Origin of the sequence: Synechococcus sp. CB0101, from assembly GCF_000179235.2 — a bacterium.
GTDB lineage: Bacteria > Cyanobacteriota > Cyanobacteriia > PCC-6307 > Cyanobiaceae > Vulcanococcus.
The window spans coordinates 2,691,939-2,708,210 of the sequence record NZ_CP039373.1 but is presented as its reverse complement, the minus strand read 5'-3'; the positions used below and the strand labels follow the sequence as shown (position 1 = coordinate 2,708,210).

General features: G+C 67.3%; 17 protein-coding genes. 8 read left to right on the top strand and 9 right to left on the bottom strand.

Features of this window, described 5'->3' with window-relative positions; all coding sequences use genetic code 11:
- Nucleotides 1-3 precede the first annotated feature (3 nt).
- Nucleotides 4-927: a phytoene synthase gene (locus tag CB0101_RS14695; RefSeq protein WP_010305060.1), complete on the top strand. Its 924-nt coding sequence runs from the start codon at nt 4-6 to the stop codon at nt 925-927.
- Here the strand turns inward: CB0101_RS14695 and CB0101_RS14690 are convergent.
- From CB0101_RS14690 to CB0101_RS14680, 3 genes are all read right to left on the bottom strand, one after another.
- Nucleotides 924-1,859, bottom strand: a complete 936-nt coding sequence (locus CB0101_RS14690; RefSeq protein ID WP_010305056.1) for an alpha/beta fold hydrolase — start codon at nt 1,857-1,859, stop codon at nt 924-926. The genes CB0101_RS14695 and CB0101_RS14690 overlap by 4 nt on opposite strands.
- Before the next feature lie 8 nt (nt 1,860-1,867).
- Complete coding sequence (locus CB0101_RS14685) at nt 1,868-2,296, bottom strand: RNA-binding protein (protein WP_029552791.1); 429 nt, start codon at nt 2,294-2,296, stop codon at nt 1,868-1,870.
- Nucleotides 2,297-2,500: 204 nt separating this feature from the next.
- Complete coding sequence (locus tag CB0101_RS14680) at nt 2,501-3,784, bottom strand: CCA tRNA nucleotidyltransferase (RefSeq protein WP_010305049.1); 1,284 nt, start codon at nt 3,782-3,784, stop codon at nt 2,501-2,503.
- Between CB0101_RS14680 and CB0101_RS14675 the strand changes: the two genes are divergently transcribed.
- From CB0101_RS14675 to CB0101_RS14665, 3 genes are all read left to right on the top strand, one after another.
- Nucleotides 3,783-4,034 (top strand): Ycf34 family protein, encoded by a 252-nt coding sequence (locus CB0101_RS14675; RefSeq protein WP_010305045.1) that lies wholly within the window; start codon nt 3,783-3,785, stop codon nt 4,032-4,034. The genes CB0101_RS14680 and CB0101_RS14675 overlap by 2 nt on opposite strands.
- Nucleotides 4,031-4,672, top strand: a complete 642-nt coding sequence (tsaB, locus tag CB0101_RS14670) for a tRNA (adenosine(37)-N6)-threonylcarbamoyltransferase complex dimerization subunit type 1 TsaB (RefSeq protein ID WP_010305043.1) — start codon at nt 4,031-4,033, stop codon at nt 4,670-4,672. The genes CB0101_RS14675 and tsaB overlap by 4 nt, the downstream gene beginning before the upstream one ends.
- Nucleotides 4,673-4,790: 118 nt before the next feature.
- Nucleotides 4,791-5,321, top strand: a complete 531-nt coding sequence (locus CB0101_RS14665; protein ID WP_010305039.1) for a YdcF family protein — start codon at nt 4,791-4,793, stop codon at nt 5,319-5,321.
- On the opposite strand, the gene CB0101_RS14660 is transcribed toward CB0101_RS14665, so the two are convergent.
- The 5 genes from CB0101_RS14660 to rpaB are packed head-to-tail and all read right to left on the bottom strand — an operon-like array spanning nt 5,263 to nt 10,120.
- Nucleotides 5,263-6,006 (bottom strand): 1-acyl-sn-glycerol-3-phosphate acyltransferase, encoded by a 744-nt coding sequence (locus tag CB0101_RS14660; RefSeq protein ID WP_210409983.1) that lies wholly within the window; start codon nt 6,004-6,006, stop codon nt 5,263-5,265. The two genes, CB0101_RS14665 and CB0101_RS14660, sit on opposite strands and share 59 nt — an antisense overlap.
- 32 nt (nt 6,007-6,038) lie before the next feature.
- A complete protein-coding gene (gene fabD / locus CB0101_RS14655) occupies nt 6,039-6,929 on the bottom strand; it encodes an ACP S-malonyltransferase (protein WP_010305032.1) in 891 nt (296 codons plus the stop codon).
- A gap of 60 nt (nt 6,930-6,989) precedes the next feature.
- A complete protein-coding gene (locus CB0101_RS14650) occupies nt 6,990-7,982 on the bottom strand; it encodes a beta-ketoacyl-ACP synthase III (RefSeq protein ID WP_043717121.1) in 993 nt (330 codons plus the stop codon).
- 55 nt (nt 7,983-8,037) lie between these two features.
- On the bottom strand, nt 8,038-9,378 hold the full coding sequence (gene plsX, locus CB0101_RS14645) for a phosphate acyltransferase PlsX (protein WP_010305025.1): 1,341 nt from the start codon (nt 9,376-9,378) through the stop codon (nt 8,038-8,040).
- Nucleotides 9,359-10,120 carry a response regulator transcription factor RpaB gene (rpaB, locus tag CB0101_RS14640; RefSeq protein ID WP_010305022.1) on the bottom strand — a complete coding sequence of 254 codons (762 nt, stop codon included), beginning with the start codon at nt 10,118-10,120 and terminating at the stop codon, nt 9,359-9,361. The genes plsX and rpaB overlap by 20 nt, the downstream gene beginning before the upstream one ends.
- Before the next feature lie 98 nt (nt 10,121-10,218).
- Here rpaB and radA point away from each other — a divergent pair, with 98 nt between their 5' ends.
- Nucleotides 10,219-11,658 carry a DNA repair protein RadA gene (gene radA / locus CB0101_RS14635; protein WP_010305017.1) on the top strand — a complete coding sequence of 480 codons (1,440 nt, stop codon included), beginning with the start codon at nt 10,219-10,221 and terminating at the stop codon, nt 11,656-11,658.
- A 10-nt stretch (nt 11,659-11,668) separates the two neighbouring features.
- On the opposite strand, the gene CB0101_RS14630 is transcribed toward radA, so the two are convergent.
- Nucleotides 11,669-12,190, bottom strand: coding sequence for a photosystem I assembly protein Ycf3 (locus tag CB0101_RS14630; RefSeq protein WP_010305014.1), 522 nt, complete (start codon nt 12,188-12,190; stop codon nt 11,669-11,671).
- A gap of 101 nt (nt 12,191-12,291) precedes the next feature.
- Here CB0101_RS14630 and CB0101_RS14625 point away from each other — a divergent pair, with 101 nt between their 5' ends.
- From CB0101_RS14625 to CB0101_RS14615, 3 genes are read left to right on the top strand one after another with little or no spacing between them, the layout of a single operon-like run.
- Nucleotides 12,292-14,643, top strand: coding sequence for a heavy metal translocating P-type ATPase (locus tag CB0101_RS14625; RefSeq protein ID WP_371413602.1), 2,352 nt, complete (start codon nt 12,292-12,294; stop codon nt 14,641-14,643).
- Nucleotides 14,636-15,295, top strand: a complete 660-nt coding sequence (gene tmk, locus CB0101_RS14620; protein ID WP_010305006.1) for a dTMP kinase — start codon at nt 14,636-14,638, stop codon at nt 15,293-15,295. The genes CB0101_RS14625 and tmk overlap by 8 nt, the downstream gene beginning before the upstream one ends.
- Nucleotides 15,288-16,271, top strand: coding sequence for a DNA polymerase III subunit delta' (locus CB0101_RS14615; protein WP_010305002.1), 984 nt, complete (start codon nt 15,288-15,290; stop codon nt 16,269-16,271). Before tmk ends, CB0101_RS14615 begins: the two co-directional genes overlap by 8 nt.
- Nucleotide 16,272 lies beyond the last annotated feature (1 nt).

Here is a 16,272-nt window from a genome sequence, read left to right as displayed (position 1 = left end):
TCTGTGTCCTTGGTTGCTGCGCCAACGCTGATCCCTTCTCTTGAGGAGGCCTATGAGGCCTGCCGCCAGGAAACTGCTGAGTGGGCCAAAACCTTCTATCTCGGCACATTGCTGATGCCTCCGGCCAAGCGCCGGGCGATCTGGGCGATCTACGTGTGGTGTCGCCGCACCGATGAGCTGATGGACAGCCCCGAGGCGATGACCCGCCCGGAGGCTGAGCTGGCTCTACGGCTGGATGCTTGGGAACGGCGCACGCGTGAGTTGTTCGCTGGCACCGTGCGCGATGGTCTGGATCGGGTCATGGCCGACACGATTGAGCGCTACCCCCAGCCGATCCAGCCCTATCTCGACATGATCGAGGGCATGCGCATGGATCTCACCACCCATCGCTATGCCACGTTTGAGCAGTTGAAGCTGTACTGCTACCGCGTGGCCGGCACGGTGGGCCTCATGACCCAGGAAGTGATGGGGATTGATCCGGCTTACACCTCGGCCCCCTGGAGCCATCCGCCGGATACCAGTGAAGCCGCTGTGGCCCTTGGCATTGCCAATCAGCTCACCAACATCTTGCGCGATGTGGGTGAAGACCGCGGCCGCGGTCGCATCTATTTGCCTCAGGAAGATCTGGAGCGTTTCGGTTACAGCGAAGAGGAGCTGATGGCAGGCACCCTCAACGACAGCTGGCGGGAGCTGATGCGTTTCCAGCTTCAGCGCGCGCGTGATTGGTTCGCGCGATCCGAAGCCGGTGTGCGTTGGTTGGCGCCTGATGCCCGTTGGCCGGTGTGGGCTTCCTTGCGTCTTTATCGCGGCATTCTCGATGTGATTGAGGAGCTCGATTACGACGTGTTCAATCACCGTGCCTACGTGCCCACATCCGGCAAGTTTCTGGATTTGCCCCGTTCGTTTGTGATCGCTCAGGCGCGTTAACGCCAGCTCTTTTCAAGCCAGTTCAGCAGGATCGGATTCACCTGCTCAGGTGCTTCGTCATGGGGGCAGTGGCCGAGGCCTTCGAGAATGGCGAGTTCCTCAACGCAGGCATAGGTCTGTTGCCAGCGCCGGGCTTCCTCCACCGGTTCCCAGGGATCCTGGGCACCCCACAACAAACGCACCGGGCCATTCAGTTGTTCCAGCAGCTGAGGCGCTAGCCAGTCATCGAACAGATTCACAAAGCCGCGAAAGCTTTCTGTTGCGCCCGGTTGTTGGCTGGGGCGCAGCAGGAGATCCACCAGCTCCTGATCCACATGGCGGCCGCTTGGATAGGCCTGGCGCAGGACACCCCGCACAAAGCCTGGGCGGGCCAGCACTTGAAACAGGCTGTTGATCAGCCAACGCTGCCGCACCACCGCCATCAACAGTGGGCGGGTGAGGCGTGCCGGCCAGGGCTGCGTGTCGAGCCGTTTGAGATCCAGCTCCCGCTGGGCGCAGTCGATCAGGATCACCTGCTGCGGTGCCTTGTGAATCTCCTGCAGTAGGCGTGCAGCATTGAGGGCCACCACACCACCGATCGAGTTGCCCACCAACTGCAGCTGAACATCCCGATCGATTCCGATCACCTCCAGGCAGAAGTCACGCAGTTGCTCGGCCCAGAGATCAAAGCCGTAGCGAACGCCTCCTGGGATCAGCGCTTCACCGCTGAGGCAGGAGATCGGTTTGCTGCTGTTTCCAAAGCCCAGGAGGTCGATGGCATACACCGTGGCCCCAGTGCTTAAAGGCTGCAGGTTGTGGCGCCAGTGACCTTTAGAGGCGCCAAAGCCATGCACACAAAGAATGGCTCTACCAGAGGACGAGCCGTTCGCTTGATCTTCAAGGCAGGTGTAGCTGATGGAGAAGCCGCGCCAGTTCCAGCACTGCTCCTCCATGGTTCTGCTCAGACCGCAGCTTTCTGGTTGTCGAGCAGGTTCTTGAGCTTGGCCAGCTCACCGGCCCAGCGGGGATCGGGAGCACCCTCCTCCACGGAATCGCGGTGCACCACTTTGTTCACCGCTTTGCGCGCCACGGCGGGGGTGCCGGGGGCACCACCGGGGCGACGATCGTTGCCACGGCGCTCATCGCGGCGCTCGGAGCGCTCGATGCGCAGGGCGTTGCCGGCGAATTCACGGCCGTTCAGCTGCTCGATCACCGCATCTGCCACTTTCTCGTCGTCGACGTTGGCGAAGCCGAAGCCACGGCCGGCGCCGGTTTCACGATCTTGAACGGCCTTGAAGCGAATTCCTTCACCCACGCTGGCGAACAGAGCGTCGAGCTCCTTGGCATCAAAGCTTTGGGGCAGGTTGCCGACGTACAGACGAACGCTCATGGGGAGGAAGGGGGGAAAGAGAAGGAAAAACGTGTTCTGGCCCTGCGGGCTGACACCACGCGGTTGGGAAGTGCCCGCTGATTGATGCAGCGCTGGCAATGCAGCTGCACAAATCGGCGTTTCAAGGCTGTTAACCGAACTGGCGAGATCTCAGCGTCCGAATTGGCGCGAATCAGGTCGTCTTAAACGCCTTTGCGTAGGAAGTTAATCACGGCGAGGTGCCCTTTCGCCAGCACGTTGTGCGCAAGTGAGCCAGCGCTGGGCCAGCTCCAATGCCTCCTCGCGGTTGTGCAGGCGCCCAAAGGCTTGTTCTTGCATCAGATACAGCAACAGCTCTCCCAACGCCGGCGATGGCGGGATCTTCAGCTCCCGCTGCAGGCTCAGCCCGTCGATGGGGGGCCTGGGATGAAACAGCCGATCGCTCTCATCGCGCCACCGCCCCAACCAGGTGCGGGCCACATCGGTGGGCCAGTCCAGCAGCAGCGCCGGCAGGATCTCCTCGAGATCGCGATGGAGCTGCAGCCGTTCGGGTTGCGGTTGTGTGGTTACCCGGATCGCTGGTTCGGCTCCCCCCAGCTGCTCTTGCCAGCGGCGCAGGATCTGCACCTGCTTTTGCAGCTTGCGGCTGCTGCGCAGTCGCTCTAACGCCTCGGCATCCACCACGTTGGCCAGTCGTGCCAGTGGCAGGAAGCTGCTGAGCTCCGCCTCGCTCCAGCCCAACTGCTGTGCGGCATGTGTGCTGCAACGCATCAGCCGCTGGACTTCATCACCGCTCCAGGCGCTGTGCCGCCAGGGGGCCAACAGGCCCAGCTCCAGGCAGCGCGCCAGCCACGGTTCGCCGCCAGGTGCGGCCGCGAGTTTCTCCAGCTCAGCCAGCACCCGTTCGCCCGCCACTGGGGCTATCGCGTTGGCGTGCTGGCCGATCCACCCTGCTGTGGTCGGCTCCAGCTCAAAGCCCAACTGGCCTGCTAGCCGTAGTCCCCGCAACAGGCGGAGGGGGTCGTCGAGCAGGTTGGCCTCCGCCACGGCCACCAGCTGCATCGTCTGCAGGTGGGTGAGGCCATCCAGGGGATCCACCAGTTGCCGGCGATCCGCCAGGGGCAGCGCCATGGCATTGATCGTGTAGTCGCGCCGATGCAGATCGGCCTCCAGGCTCGGGCCATCGCGGCGGGCGAGATCGATGCTCCAGCCGCCGATGACCAGCCGCGCCATCGAGCGCTCGGCATCCAGCACCACACTGCTGCCCCCATGGCGCCGCCCCAGCTGCCGGCAGAGCGCCAGCGGATCGCCCTCCACCACCAGATCCAGATCCGGTGCCTCGCCCAGGCGATCCAGCAGGGCATCGCGCACGGCACCGCCCACCAGGGCAGCCTCGTGGGGGAAGGCTGCCAGGGGGATTGGCCAGCGCTCCGGTTGCAGCCGACTCCAGGCCTGCTCAGCCGCCCCGGCAGGGTTCACAATGGCACCATCCGCTGCGGCGCCGGGCATGTGCATCTGCGTGGATTGCCGCTGGGTCGATCAATGCCAGGCCTACCACGCGGTTGAGCGTCAACACGGTGTGGCTCATCTCACGGCCAATCCTCTGTTCGCTCCGCAGGAACCCAGAATTCACGTGCAGGTGCTCGACCTGGCGGATGGTCAGGTTGGCGTGGAGTGGGATGTGCGCGGTTGCAGCAGTTTTGAGCTCGATCGCGGCCGCTGGCAGCGGTTGCGCCCGGATCAGGTGGTGCCCACATGAATGGCTCGCCGTTGCTGCTGGCCCTGCACAGCTCGAGCGAAACCCTCGGGGTGGCGCTGCAGCCCCTGGGGCAGGGGGATGCTGACGCGCAGGTGGAGAGTTTTCACTTGGGCCGGCGCTTGTCGAATGCCTTGCTCCCTTGCGTGGAGCAGGTGTTGCCGGCTGATCAGTGGCCCCGCATCGGCCGCTTGGCTGTAGCGACTGGGCCAGGCGGCTTCACCGGCACCCGGCTCACGGTGGTGCTGGCGCGCACCCTGGCGCAGCAGCTGCAGATCCCGCTCCATGGCTTCAGCAGCTTTTTGTTGATCGCGCGTCGCTTGCTGGCGGCTGAAGCGAATGCCTCGGCTGGCGAGAAGCTGTGGCTGGAGCAGGTGCTGCCGCGTCGCGGCAGCGTGGTGGGTTGTTATGGCCTCGATCCACAAGCCCTTGGTGGGGTGGCGGAGCTGGAGATCCCTCGGCTGGTGCGCCCTGAGGAGCCCTGGAGTGGTGATTCCCCCTGTGCTCCCGCCGCGGTGGATGCAGCGGCCGACGCCCGTCAACTGCTGGAGCTGGCCCAGCTTGCTCACGCCGCTGCTCTGCCCGGCCCCTGGGCGCCAGTGCTGCCGCTCTATCCCACCAGCCCGGTGGAGGGGCTGTGACGCGTCCCCGTCCGCGCCCGAGTTCACGTCAGCGACCGCCCGCCCCCCGGGTCCGGCGACGGCGGCGGCGCCCCGCCGGGGACGCTGGCTGTTGGCAGGTCTTGCGGCCGCAGGGCTGTTGGTGTTCTCCCGTGGCTTGTGGCAGCCGCCGCTGCCTCCGCCCCAGATGATCCTGGTGCTCGGTGGCGACGTGGAACGGGAGCGCGTGGCCGCTGAACTGGCGGAGCGGGATGGTCTGCCGGTGCTGGTGAGTGGCGGCAGCAATCCGGAATATGCCCATTGGCTGTTCGGGCGGCGGGGCCTCGATCAGGGGCGCGTGCAGCTGGATTACCGCGCCACCGACACCCTCACCAACTTCACCTCGATCGTGGAGGACCTGCGCCGCGCCAAGGTGCGCCATGTGCTCTTGGTGACCAGCAGCGATCACATGCAGCGAGCCATGCTCGTGGGCCGTCTGGTGGCCGGTAGCCGTGGCATCGGCCTCACGCCCGTGGAAGTGCCCTGCGGAGAGCGCTGCACGCCGGAGGGCTGGCGCAAGGTATGGGGCGATGGGGCCCGTGCGGCCCTGTGGGTGTTGACGGGCCGCGATCTCAGGCGCTGGGCGGCAGCGCGGTTCGGTCCGCTGCTGGAGGGAGCGCGGGGCCGCTGATCAGGCCCTGATCGAGCAGGGCGTTGATCTGGGCCTGGCAGGCGGCGGTGGCGGCATCGAGATCAGCCCGTTTGCGCGACGCCGGCGGCGGAATCGGCGTGCCGATGCGGATATGCACCGGCAGCAGCCGCGGGTGCTTGGAGCCGGTGCCAAGGGCGCGGTGGCTGTTGATGATCGCCACCGGCAGCAGCGGCACGCCGGCGCGGGCGGCCAGAAGCGCCGCGCCGGGCTGGGGGTTATTCACGCGGCCGTCCGCTTGGCGGGTGCCATCGATGAACACACCGGTGGCCCAGCCCTGCTCGAGGCGATCGGTGGCGGTGCGGATCGCTTCACGGTCGCTGGCACCGCGGGCCACGGGGTAGGCGCCGCAGGCGCGGATGATCGGCCCCAGCAGAGGGATCCGAAACAGCTCGGCCTTGGCCATGAAGGCCACCGGGCGCCCGAGGGCATGGCCCAGCAGGGGCGGGTCGAGATGGGAGCCATGGTTGGCCACCACCACCAGTGCCCCTTCATGGGGAACATTGGCGTTGCCGGCGGTGCGGCCGCGGAACAGCAGCCGGTAGATCGGGAACACCAGCAGGTAGCTCACCAGCCGGTAGGTGAGGCTTGGCTTCGGCGTGCGCAGCAATGCCGGCGGCTCCGCGGGCTTGCGCCGGCGGCGCAGCACCCGTTTCACCGCATTCACCGGCCGGCTGCCCGGCCGCGGGGTGATGTCGCTCACAGCGCCAGGTCGGCAGCGCCGCTGATCTGGGCGGTGGTGATCCCTTCGCAGCTGCGCTTGATCAGGCCGCTCAGCACGTTGCCGGGGCCGATCTCCACGGCGGTGTCGATCCCGCTGCTGCTGAAGGCCTCCATCGTTTCGCGCCAGCGCACGCCGGTGGTCATCTGGCTGCGCAGCCGCTGCTTGAGGGCCGCACCGCTGGTTTCAGGGGTGGGATCGGTGTTGCTCAGCACCGGAATCGCCGCATCGTTGAAGGGCACAGCCTCCAGTGCCGTCGCAAAGGCATCGGCTGCGCTTTGCATGAAGGGCGAGTGGAAGGCGCCGCTCACGGCCAGAGGGATGGCGCGCTTGCACTTCAGTTGGCCGCTCACGGCTGCCACTGCTTCGGGGCTGCCGGAGAGCACCACCTGGGCGCTGCTGTTGTCGTTGGCGATCACCACCCCTTCGGTGGCGCCCACCAACTGATCGAGTTCGGCGCGATCGAAGCCCATCACGGCGGTCATGGCGCCGCCCCCGGCGGCGGCCATCAGCTCGCTGCGGGTTTTCATCAGCTGCAGCCCCGTGTTCACGTCAAACACGCCCGCGGCATAGAGGGCCACCAGTTCACCCAGGCTGTGCCCTGCCACCCGATCGGCGCTGCGGCCCTGGGCCTTGAGGCCATCCACCAGCAGGCTCTCGATCACGAACAGCGCTGGCTGGGTGTTGCGAGTGTCGTTGAGATCGCTCAGTTCGCCCTCGGCCTCACCGGCGCAGATGGCGAGCAGATCACGCCCCAGCAGCTCCGAAGCGGCGGCGAAGCGCTCGCGGCCGCCTGGCAGCTCGAGCACCCCGGCGGCCATGCCCAGCTTCTGTGAGCCCTGTCCGGGAAACACCCAGGCGATACCCATGGCCGCTCGCGTTGCACTGTCGGGGGGAGATTACGCGGCGGGGCTGAAATCCCTGTCGCCTCAGCCCTGAGGGCCAGCCCAGCGCAACAGGGCGCCGCCCCAGCTCAAGCCAGCGCCAAAGCCGCTGCTGGCGATCAGGTCTCCGGGTTTGACCCGACCATCCTTCACCGCCTCATCGAGCATCAACGGAATCGTGGCGGCGGAGGTATTGCCGTAGCTGGCCAGATTGCTGAGCACCCGCTCGTGGGGGATGGCGAAGCGATCGGCCACGGCATCGAGGATGCGCTGGTTGGCTTGATGCAACAGCAGCCAGTTCAGATCGGAGGCCGGGGTGCCGGTGCTCTCCAGCAGTTCCTTGAGCACTGCCGGCACTTCCCGCACCGCGAACTTGTACACCTCCTGGCCGTTCATGCGCAGCGGTGCAAAGCCGCCCACCTGGGCGCGCACGCCACCGAGCACGTCGGTGTGGGTATCAGTCTGGGCGAGGGTGAGGCAGCCGTTGCGGCTGCCATCGGAGTGCATGCGGAAGCCCAGCAGGCCGTCCTGCTCTGCCGGGCAGGCTTCCACGGCCACAGCGGCAGCACCATCGCCGAACAGCACGCAGGTGGTGCGGTCATCCCAGTCCACCCAGCGGCTCAGTTGATCGGCGCCGATCACCAGAGCCCGGCGCATGACGCCGCCGCGCAGGTACTGACCGGCGGTGATCAGGGCAAACAGAAAGCCGCTGCAGGCGGCGGTGAGATCAAAGGCCACGGCGTTGCGGGCACCGATGGCGCCCTGCACCCGCGGAGCCGTACCGAATAGATCATCCGGGCTGGAGGTGGCCATCAGGATCAGATCCAGATCCTCGGGGGCCCAGCCCGCGTGCTCCAGGGCCGCTTGGGCGGCGCGACTGGCGAGCACGGTGAGCGGCTCATCAGCCGCGCAGATATGACGAGCCCCGATGCCGGTGCGGGTGCGGATCCATTCGTCGCTCGTGTCGACCCGCTCGCTCAGCTGCTGATTGCTGACGCTGATGGCGGGAACGGCGCTGCCGCAGCCCACCAGGGCCATGCCGCAGCTGTTGATTTGGCCCAGCCCCACCGGTTCAGCCCAACGGTGCGGTCAGTCAACCACAGGCCACGGCAGGGCTCTCGCTCTCGCTGAGGCGCTGCAGATCCTCCATCACGCCGTGGTTGGCGGCCGAGTGGGCGATGCGCAAGGCGCTCACCACCGATAGGGCCTTGCTGCTGCCATGGCCGATCACACAAACGCCATTCACGCCGAGCAACAGCGCACCGCCGTGCTCAGCGTGATCCAGGCGCTTTTTGATGCGGCGCAGGTTGCTCATCAAGAAGGCGGATCCCACCTTGCCGCGGCGGCCCCGGGGCAGTTCCGCCTTGAGCACATCCAGCAGCACGCTGCCCACGCTCTCGAGGAACTTGAGCAACACGTTGCCGGTGAAGCCGTCGCACACCACCACGTCGAAGTCGCCGGAGAGCACGTCGCGGCCTTCGCAGTTGCCGGCGAACTGAAAGCGGGTTTCCGCCGCCATCAGCGCATAGGTGCGCAGGGCTAGGTCGTTGCCCTTGCACTCCTCTTCGCCGATGTTGAGCAGGCCGATGCGCGGCTGGCTCACCTGCAGCACATCGCGGCTGTAGATGTTGCCGAGCAGGGCCCACTGGTGCAGGTAGGCCGGCTTGGCATCCATGTTGGCGCCCACATCCAGCACCAGCACCTGCTGCTCAGGATCTTTGGTGGGAAACAGGGCACCGATGGCGGGGCGATCGATCCCCTTGAGCCGCCCGAGCCGGAAGATCGCCGAGGCCATCACAGCTCCGGAGTTGCCAGCGGAGTACACGGCCGTGGCTTCGCCAGCCTTCACCAGATCCATCGCCACGTTGATGCTGGCGTCGCGCTTCTTGCGCACCACGGTGGCCTCTTCATCCATGCCCACCGACACACCGCTGGGCACCAGCTCCAGCAGGCCCTCTTGCTGGGCGCTCCGCAGCTCGTCGGCTAAATCAAGTTCGGCCACGGCGGCGGCCACGGCTTCCGCTTCCGCCACGAATTTCACCCGCAGCGGCAGCAGCCGCACGGCCCGCAGGCAGCCTTCCAGGATCGGCCCGGGGGCGTAGTCACCGCCCATGCCGTCCACGGCAACCCAGAGGCGGTCGGCATCGTTGATCGGGGTGCCTTCGCTGCCGCCCACGCCCCGCTGCAGCCGCCGCAGGGGATCGAACACCAGCGGTTGCAGCACTGTGTTCGCCGCACCAGCGGCGGCGCCGGCAGCGCTACCAGCCACAGAACCTGCCATCGAACCGGCGGCATTGGCCGTGGCCGTCGCGGTGCCAACGAGGCTTGTCACCGCTGCATTGCGGCGATACCAGATCACCAGCCGACGGATAGCGCGGGGTTGGCCGCGGCGGTTGGAGCCGTGGCCTGGGGCGTCAGAGGGCTTCGGAGGCAACGGCGTCAACGATGCGTTGGAACAGATAACCGGTGCCGCGGGCCGTGAGGATCAGCTCGGGGTTGGCCGGATCGTCTTCCAGTTTGGAGCGCAAGCGGGAGATATGAACATCCACCACGCGGGTATCCACGTGACGCTCCGGCGTGTAGCCCCACACCTCCTTGAGGATTTCGCCGCGGCTGAAGGGTTCACCGCTGCGGCCCACCAGCAGCTCCAGCAGGCTGAACTCCATGCCGGTGAGGCGAATACGCTCCTCGCCGCGGTATACCTGCCGCTTATTGGTGTCGATGCGCAGGTCGCCCACTTGGATCACTCCGGAGTTGGGGATGCCGGCCACGCTGTCTTTTTCAACCCGGCGCAGCACGCAGCGAATGCGGGCTTCCAGCTCTTTGGGGCTGAACGGCTTCACCACGTAGTCGTCGGCGCCGAGTTCGAGGCCGGTGATGCGGTCAGCGACGTCGCCCAAGGCGGTGAGCATCACGATCGGCACGTCCGATTCCTTGCGCAGCTCCTGGCAGACGCCGTAGCCATCGAGCTTCGGCATCATCACGTCGAGCACCACCAGATCGGGATCGGTGCGACGGAACGCCTCGAGCGCTTCCTGGCCGTCGCAGGCGGTCACCACCTGATAGCCGATCATCGAAAGCCGCGTTTCCAGGATCCGGCGGATGCTGGCTTCGTCGTCCACCACCAGGATCGTTTCCTTGGCGGCGGAGGCAGTTGTGCCGGTTGAGGCCGTCATTGCGCCACTCGTTGTGGACGGGGTTAAGTAGTTCGACCTACTGAAAAGGTCGGCAGGCCTCCGGGTTCTGCGGCAGCCACCTTTCTTCATACACCGTTTTGGCCCGCGCCACCAGCCTTTACGTCTGCCAGAGCTGCGGAGCCCAGACCCGCCAGTTCTTTGGCCGCTGCAGCAGCTGCGGCAGTTGGAACACCCTGGTGGAGCAGACGGCCACCCCCACCGACAACCGCCGCCGCCGGCCTGTTGCTGCTCCGGCCGAAGCCGCCATCCCCGCTGCGCCGCGCCGTTCTGAGCCGATTGCTGCCGTGGGCGATCGGCCCCTGCAGCGCCTGGGCAGCGGCTACGGCGAGCTGGATCGCGTGCTCGGTGGCGGCCTCGTGCCCGGTTCGCTGGTGCTCTTGGGCGGTGACCCCGGTATCGGCAAAAGCACCTTGCTGCTGCAGAGCGCTCAGGCCATGGCAGCGCGCCATTCGGTGCTTTACGTGAGTGCTGAGGAATCGGCCCAGCAGGTGAAGCTGCGCTGGCGGCGGCTGGCAGAGGAGCAAGAAGAGCTCCCTGCGCCAGAAGCGGGTGGCTCTGGCCTGCAGCTGTTGGCCGAAACCGATTTGGAGTTGGTGCTGCAGGAGTTGGAAGCCCTGCGACCGGCGGTAGCGGTGATCGACAGCATTCAGGCCCTTCACGACGGTGAGCTCGGTAGCGCCCCTGGCTCGGTCGCCCAGGTGCGTGAGTGCGCTGCGGCCCTGGCCCGTATTGCGAAGCGGCAGGACACGGCCCTGTTGCTTGTGGGCCATGTGACCAAGGAAGGCATGCTCGCTGGCCCGAAGGTGTTGGAGCACCTGGTGGATGCGGTGCTCACCTTTGAAGGTGATCGCTTCGCCAGTCACCGGCTCCTGCGGGCGGTGAAGAACCGCTTCGGTGCCACCCATGAGCTGGGGGTGTTTGAGATGCGCGGCCAGGGCCTGGCCCAGGTGCTCAATCCCAGTGAGCTGTTTCTGGGCAGCGATGAACCCAGCGCCGGCACCGCCACGATCGTGGCCTGCGAAGGCACCCGGCCCCTGGTGGTGGAGCTGCAGGCCCTGGTGAGCACCACCAGTTATTCCAGCCCGCGCCGCACCGCCACCGGCATCGGCACCAATCGCCTCCACCAGATCCTGGCGGTGCTTGAGAAACACCTGGGCCTGCCGCTGTCGCGTTTCGACTGCTACCTGGCAGTGGCTGGCGGCCTCGAGGTGGAAGAGCCGGCAGCCGATCTCGGCGTGGCTGCTGCGGTGGTGGCCAGCTACCGCGATCTCACCCTCCCGCCGGGCACGGTGTTGATCGGTGAGCTGGGCTTGGGCGGGCAGCTGCGGCCTGTGGCACAGCTGGAGCAGCGCCTGCAGGAATCAGCGCGATTGGGCTTCCGCCGGGCCGTGGTGCCCAAGGGCAGTGGTCTGGGGCGCCTGGCGGCGGGCCTGGATCTGCAGCTGCTGGAAGCCGGCGGGGTGGCGGAGGCGTTGGTGGCGGCCCTTGGCGTGAACCCCGCCGATGACCGGGCCTGAGGCGGTTGCCTCAGAAGTACACGTCGACGTTGCCGCGGCCGCTGGTTTTGAGCCAGTTCTGGGCTTCGATGTAGTTGTTCGGGGCCAGGCGGATCGCTTTGGTCCACAGATCAGCGGCCTGATCGAAATGGCGATCGGCGAGGTCACCGTCGCCGTTTTCTTCCGCCAGGGAGCCCAGGTGGTGGTGGATCACCGCCATGTTGTTGAGGGCCTGGGGCATCTTGCTGTTGAGATCGAGGGCCTGGCCGTACTGCTCCAGGGCCTTCTCGTGCTCACCGTTGCTGGCGTACACCAGCGCCATGTTGTAAAGGATGAAGGCGCGGTCGTTGGGGTCTTCCTCCAGCTTCAGCGCTTCGGCGTAGTTGTCGAGTGCTTCGGCGTATTCGCCATCGGCCTGAGCGCTCATGCCATCGCGGTAGTAAGCGAAGGCCTCCTTGGCGCGCTGGTTGGTGGGCAGCACCTTGAGGATCAGGTCGGCCATCACCGTGAAGCTCTTGTCGATGAAGTTGTCGTTGCGCTGAGAGCGGGGCACGGGGGTGGTGGAGCTGCGTGGGGCCATCCTCACCTGCCTGGGGCGAGGGATGCCTTGGCTGTTCGCACTCCCTAGCCTTGGAGTCGCCCACCCCCAGCCCCGTGAGCAGCGGCCCTGAATCCGCATCCCAGCCTGTGGCTGCCCTGCTGCTCGAGGTGGAGGGCATGAAATGTGGAGGCTGCGTGCGCGCTGTGGAGCAGCGCCTGTTGGCCCAGCCCGGTGTCCGCCAGGCCAGCGTCAGCCTGCTCAACCGCACGGCTTGGGTGGGGTTGGATCCAGCCCTGCTCGCCCAGAACGACCACGACCCCAGCGAAGCGCTGATCGAGGCCCTGTTGGGTATGGGCTATCAGGCCCATCGCCGTGAAGACCAGGCCAGTACCCCGGCGGAGCGCCGGCAGCAACAGAGCTGGTGGCAGCGCTGGCAGCAGTTGGTGGTGGCTCTGGTGTTGCTGCTGGTGTCGGCGGCGGGCCACCTGGCCGAGATGGGCCAGCTGCCGCTCCCCTGGCTCGCAGACATGCGGGTGCACGCCCTGGTGGCCACCGTGGCCCTGGCTGTGCCGGGGCGATCAATCTTGGTGCGCGGAGCCCGCTCGGCCTTCGCCGGTGCCCCGGGCATGGACACGCTCGTGGGCCTGGGGATGGCGAGCGCCTATCTGGCCAGCCTCGTGGCCCTGATTTGGCCGGCCGTGGGTTGGCAGTGCTTCTTCAACGAGCCCGTGATGCTGCTGGGCTTTGTGCTGTTGGGCCGCTTTCTGGAGGAGCGGGCTCGCTTCCGCACCGGCCGCGCCCTGCAGGAATTGGCGCGGCTGCAACCCGATGAGGCGTTGCTGGTGGTGGGCACGGGGGATGAGGCGATCACCCGCCCCGTTCGCGTGGGTGCTCTGCGCCCCGGTGATCGCCTGCGCTTGTTGCCCGGTGATCGGGTTCCCGTGGATAGCCGCGTGCTCGAGGGGCTCTCCAACCTCGACGTGTCCAGCCTCACCGGCGAACCCTTGCCCCAGGAGGTGAGTGCCGGCTCTGAGCTGGCGGCCGGCAGCCTCAACCTGCAGGCACCGCTGCTGCTGGAGGTGGTGCGCCCTGGCAGCGACAGCGCTGTGGCCCGGATCATTGCCCTGGTGGAGCAGGCCCAATCGCGCAAAGGCCCGATTCAGGGCTTAACCGATCGGGTGGCAGGCCGCTTCAGCGTGGCGGTGATGCTGCTGGCGCTGGCCACTCTGTTGTTTTGGTGGCTCGTGGGTGCGCAGCTGTGGCCTCAAGTGCTGTCGGCAGCCCCGGCGATGCATGCCCATGGCGGCCACCAAAGCCTGGGGTTGTCGGCTGAAACGCCTTTCGTGCTGGGCTTGCAGCTCAGCATTGCCGTGCTGGTGGTGGCCTGCCCCTGCGCCCTGGGCTTGGCCACCCCCGCGGCGATCACCGTGGGCACGGGCCGAGCCGCCAAGGCCGGCATCCTGTTTCGTGGCGGCGATGTGATCGAAACGGCCGCGGCCCTGAAGACTGTCTTCTTCGACAAGACCGGCACCCTGAGCATCGGCCGCCCCAGCCTCAGCGGCCTGCAGCCGGCGCAGGCTGGCCTCGAGGAGGCGGCTTTGGTGCAGCTGGCCGCCAGCCTTGAAGCCGATACCCGTCATCCCCTGGCCCATGCCCTGTTGCAGCGGGCCCAGGAGCTGGAGCTGCCCCTGCTCAGCGTGGAGCAGCCCCGCACCATCGCGGGCGATGGCCTGGAGGGAACCGTGGCGGGCTACGGCCGCTGCCGCCTTGGCCGCCCCGGCTGGATTGCCGCTGACGGTGTGGTGGTCTCCGCCGAGCTGCAGCGGTGGCTGCAGGAGCAGGAAGGCCGTGGCGCCACGGTGGTGGCGCTGAGCGCTGAGCATCAGCTGCTGGCGCTGCTGGCGATCGAAGATCTCGTGCGCCCGGATGCCTCAGAAGCGCTGGCGGCCTTGCAGGCCATGGGGCTGCGGCTGGGCGTCCTCAGCGGCGACCGGCAGGGTCCTGTGCAGCGCCTCGGCGAGGCCCTGGGTCTGCACACCGATCAATTGGCCTGGGAGCTGCTGCCCCAGCAGAAGCTGGAGCGGCTGCAGCAGGGCGCTGGCCGCGGCCCGGTGGCGATGGTGGGCGATGGCATCAACGACGCTCCGGCGCTGGCGGCCGCGGATCTGGGGATCGCCGTGGGCACTGGCACGCAGATCGCGATGGATACCGCCGATTTGGTGGTGCTCGGCGATCGCCTCACCGCGATCCCCCAGGCCCTGCAGTTGGCCCGCCGCACCATGGCCAAGGTGCGCCAAAACCTGGCTTGGGCCTTCGGCTACAACCTGCTGGTGTTGCCCCTGGCCGCCGGCGCCCTGCTGCCGGGTTTCGGCGTGGTGCTCTCCCCTCCTCTGGCAGCGTTGCTGATGGCCCTCAGTTCGATCACCGTGGTGGTGAATGCCCTGCTGCTCGGTGGACATGACTGAGCGCGGTCGGTTCCTGGTGCTCGAAGGCATCGATGGTTGCGGCAAGACCACACAGATCGAGCACCTGCGCCACTGGCTCCCCCGTAGCGGCCTGATGCCGGAGGGCGCCCAGTTGATGGTGACCCGGGAACCCGGTGGCACGGAGCTGGGGCGCGCCCTGCGCCAGTTGCTGCTGCATCCGCCGGGGGCGGCGGCACCCTGCAGCACTGCAGAGCTGCTGCTCTATGCGGCGGATCGGGCTCAGCACGTGCAGCAGCAGATCCTTCCGGCCCTGGAGGCAGGGCATTGGGTGCTCAGCGACCGCTTCAGCGGCTCCACCGCCGCTTACCAGGGTTATGGCCGCGGCCTCTCCCTCGCGCTGATTGACCAGCTCAGCCTGATTGCCTGCCGGGGGCTGCAGCCCGATCTCACCCTGCTGCTGGATGTGCCGCTGGAGGAATCGCTGCGGCGGCGCGGCCACCGGGCCGCCGATCGCATCGAGGCCAGCGGCGAAGCCTTCCTGGCCCGTGTCTGTGCTGGTTTTGTGGCCCTGGCAGCCCAGCCCGGTTGGCAGCGGTTGGATGGTTCCCAGCCCCCTGAGGCTGTGAGCGCGGCCCTGGAGGCGGCCATCACCCACCGCTGCAAGCTGGCCGAAGACCCAGTCGATGGCTGAGCTGTTTGACGGTTTGGTGGGCCAGCATCAGGCCACCACCCTGCTGCTGGCTGCACTCGAGCGCCAGCGCTTGGCACCGGCTTATTTGTTTTGCGGCCCCGATGGGGTGGGGCGCTCGATCGCTGCTCGGCGTTTTCTGGAGGGGGTGATCGCAGGGCCTGCGGGATCGGCCTCCGTGCGCCGCCGCTTGCAGGAGGGCAACCACCCGGATCTGCTCTGGGTCGAGCCCACCTACAGCGAGAAGGGCCAGCTGGTGCCGGCCTCCAAGGCCGCTGAGGCCGGCGTGAGCCGCAAGGCCCCGCCGCAGTTGCGGCTGGAGCAGGTGCGTGCTGTGTCGCAGTTTCTGGGGCGCCGGCCGGTGGAAGCCAACCGCTGCCTGGTGGTGATTGAAGCGGTGGAGGCCATGGCGGAGGGCGCCGCTAATGCGTTGCTCAAAACCCTGGAGGAGCCTGGTGATGGGCTGCTGATCCTGCTGACGGCGGCTCCTGATCGCCTGCTCAGCACGATCCGCTCCCGCTGCCAGGCCATTCCCTTTGCCCGGTTGGCGCCGGAGCAGCTGCAGCAGGTGTTGGCGGCCCAGGCGGCGCAGCCCACCAGCTCGGATCCACCGGAGCTGGTGGAGCTGGCTGCGGGCTCGCCGGGGGCGCTGCTGGAGCAGCGTCAGCACTGGGAGGCGCTGCCGGAGGGGCTGGCGCAGCGTTGTGCGGCCTTGGTGGGTGGGGCATCCGCTGGTGCCTCCAAGCCCACCAGCCCGGTGGAGGCGCTCAGCCTGGCCCGTGATCTCTGCGAGGCGCTCGATGTGGAGCAGCAGCTGTGGCTGCTCGACTGGTGGCAGCTGCACCTATGGCGACTCAGCCATCAGCCCGCTCAACAGCAACGCATTGAGCTGCTGCGGCGCCAGCTGCGCTCGTTTGTGCAGCCCCGTTTGGCCTGGGAGGTGGCACTGCTGGAGCTGAGCGGATGGATGGCTGCGTAGC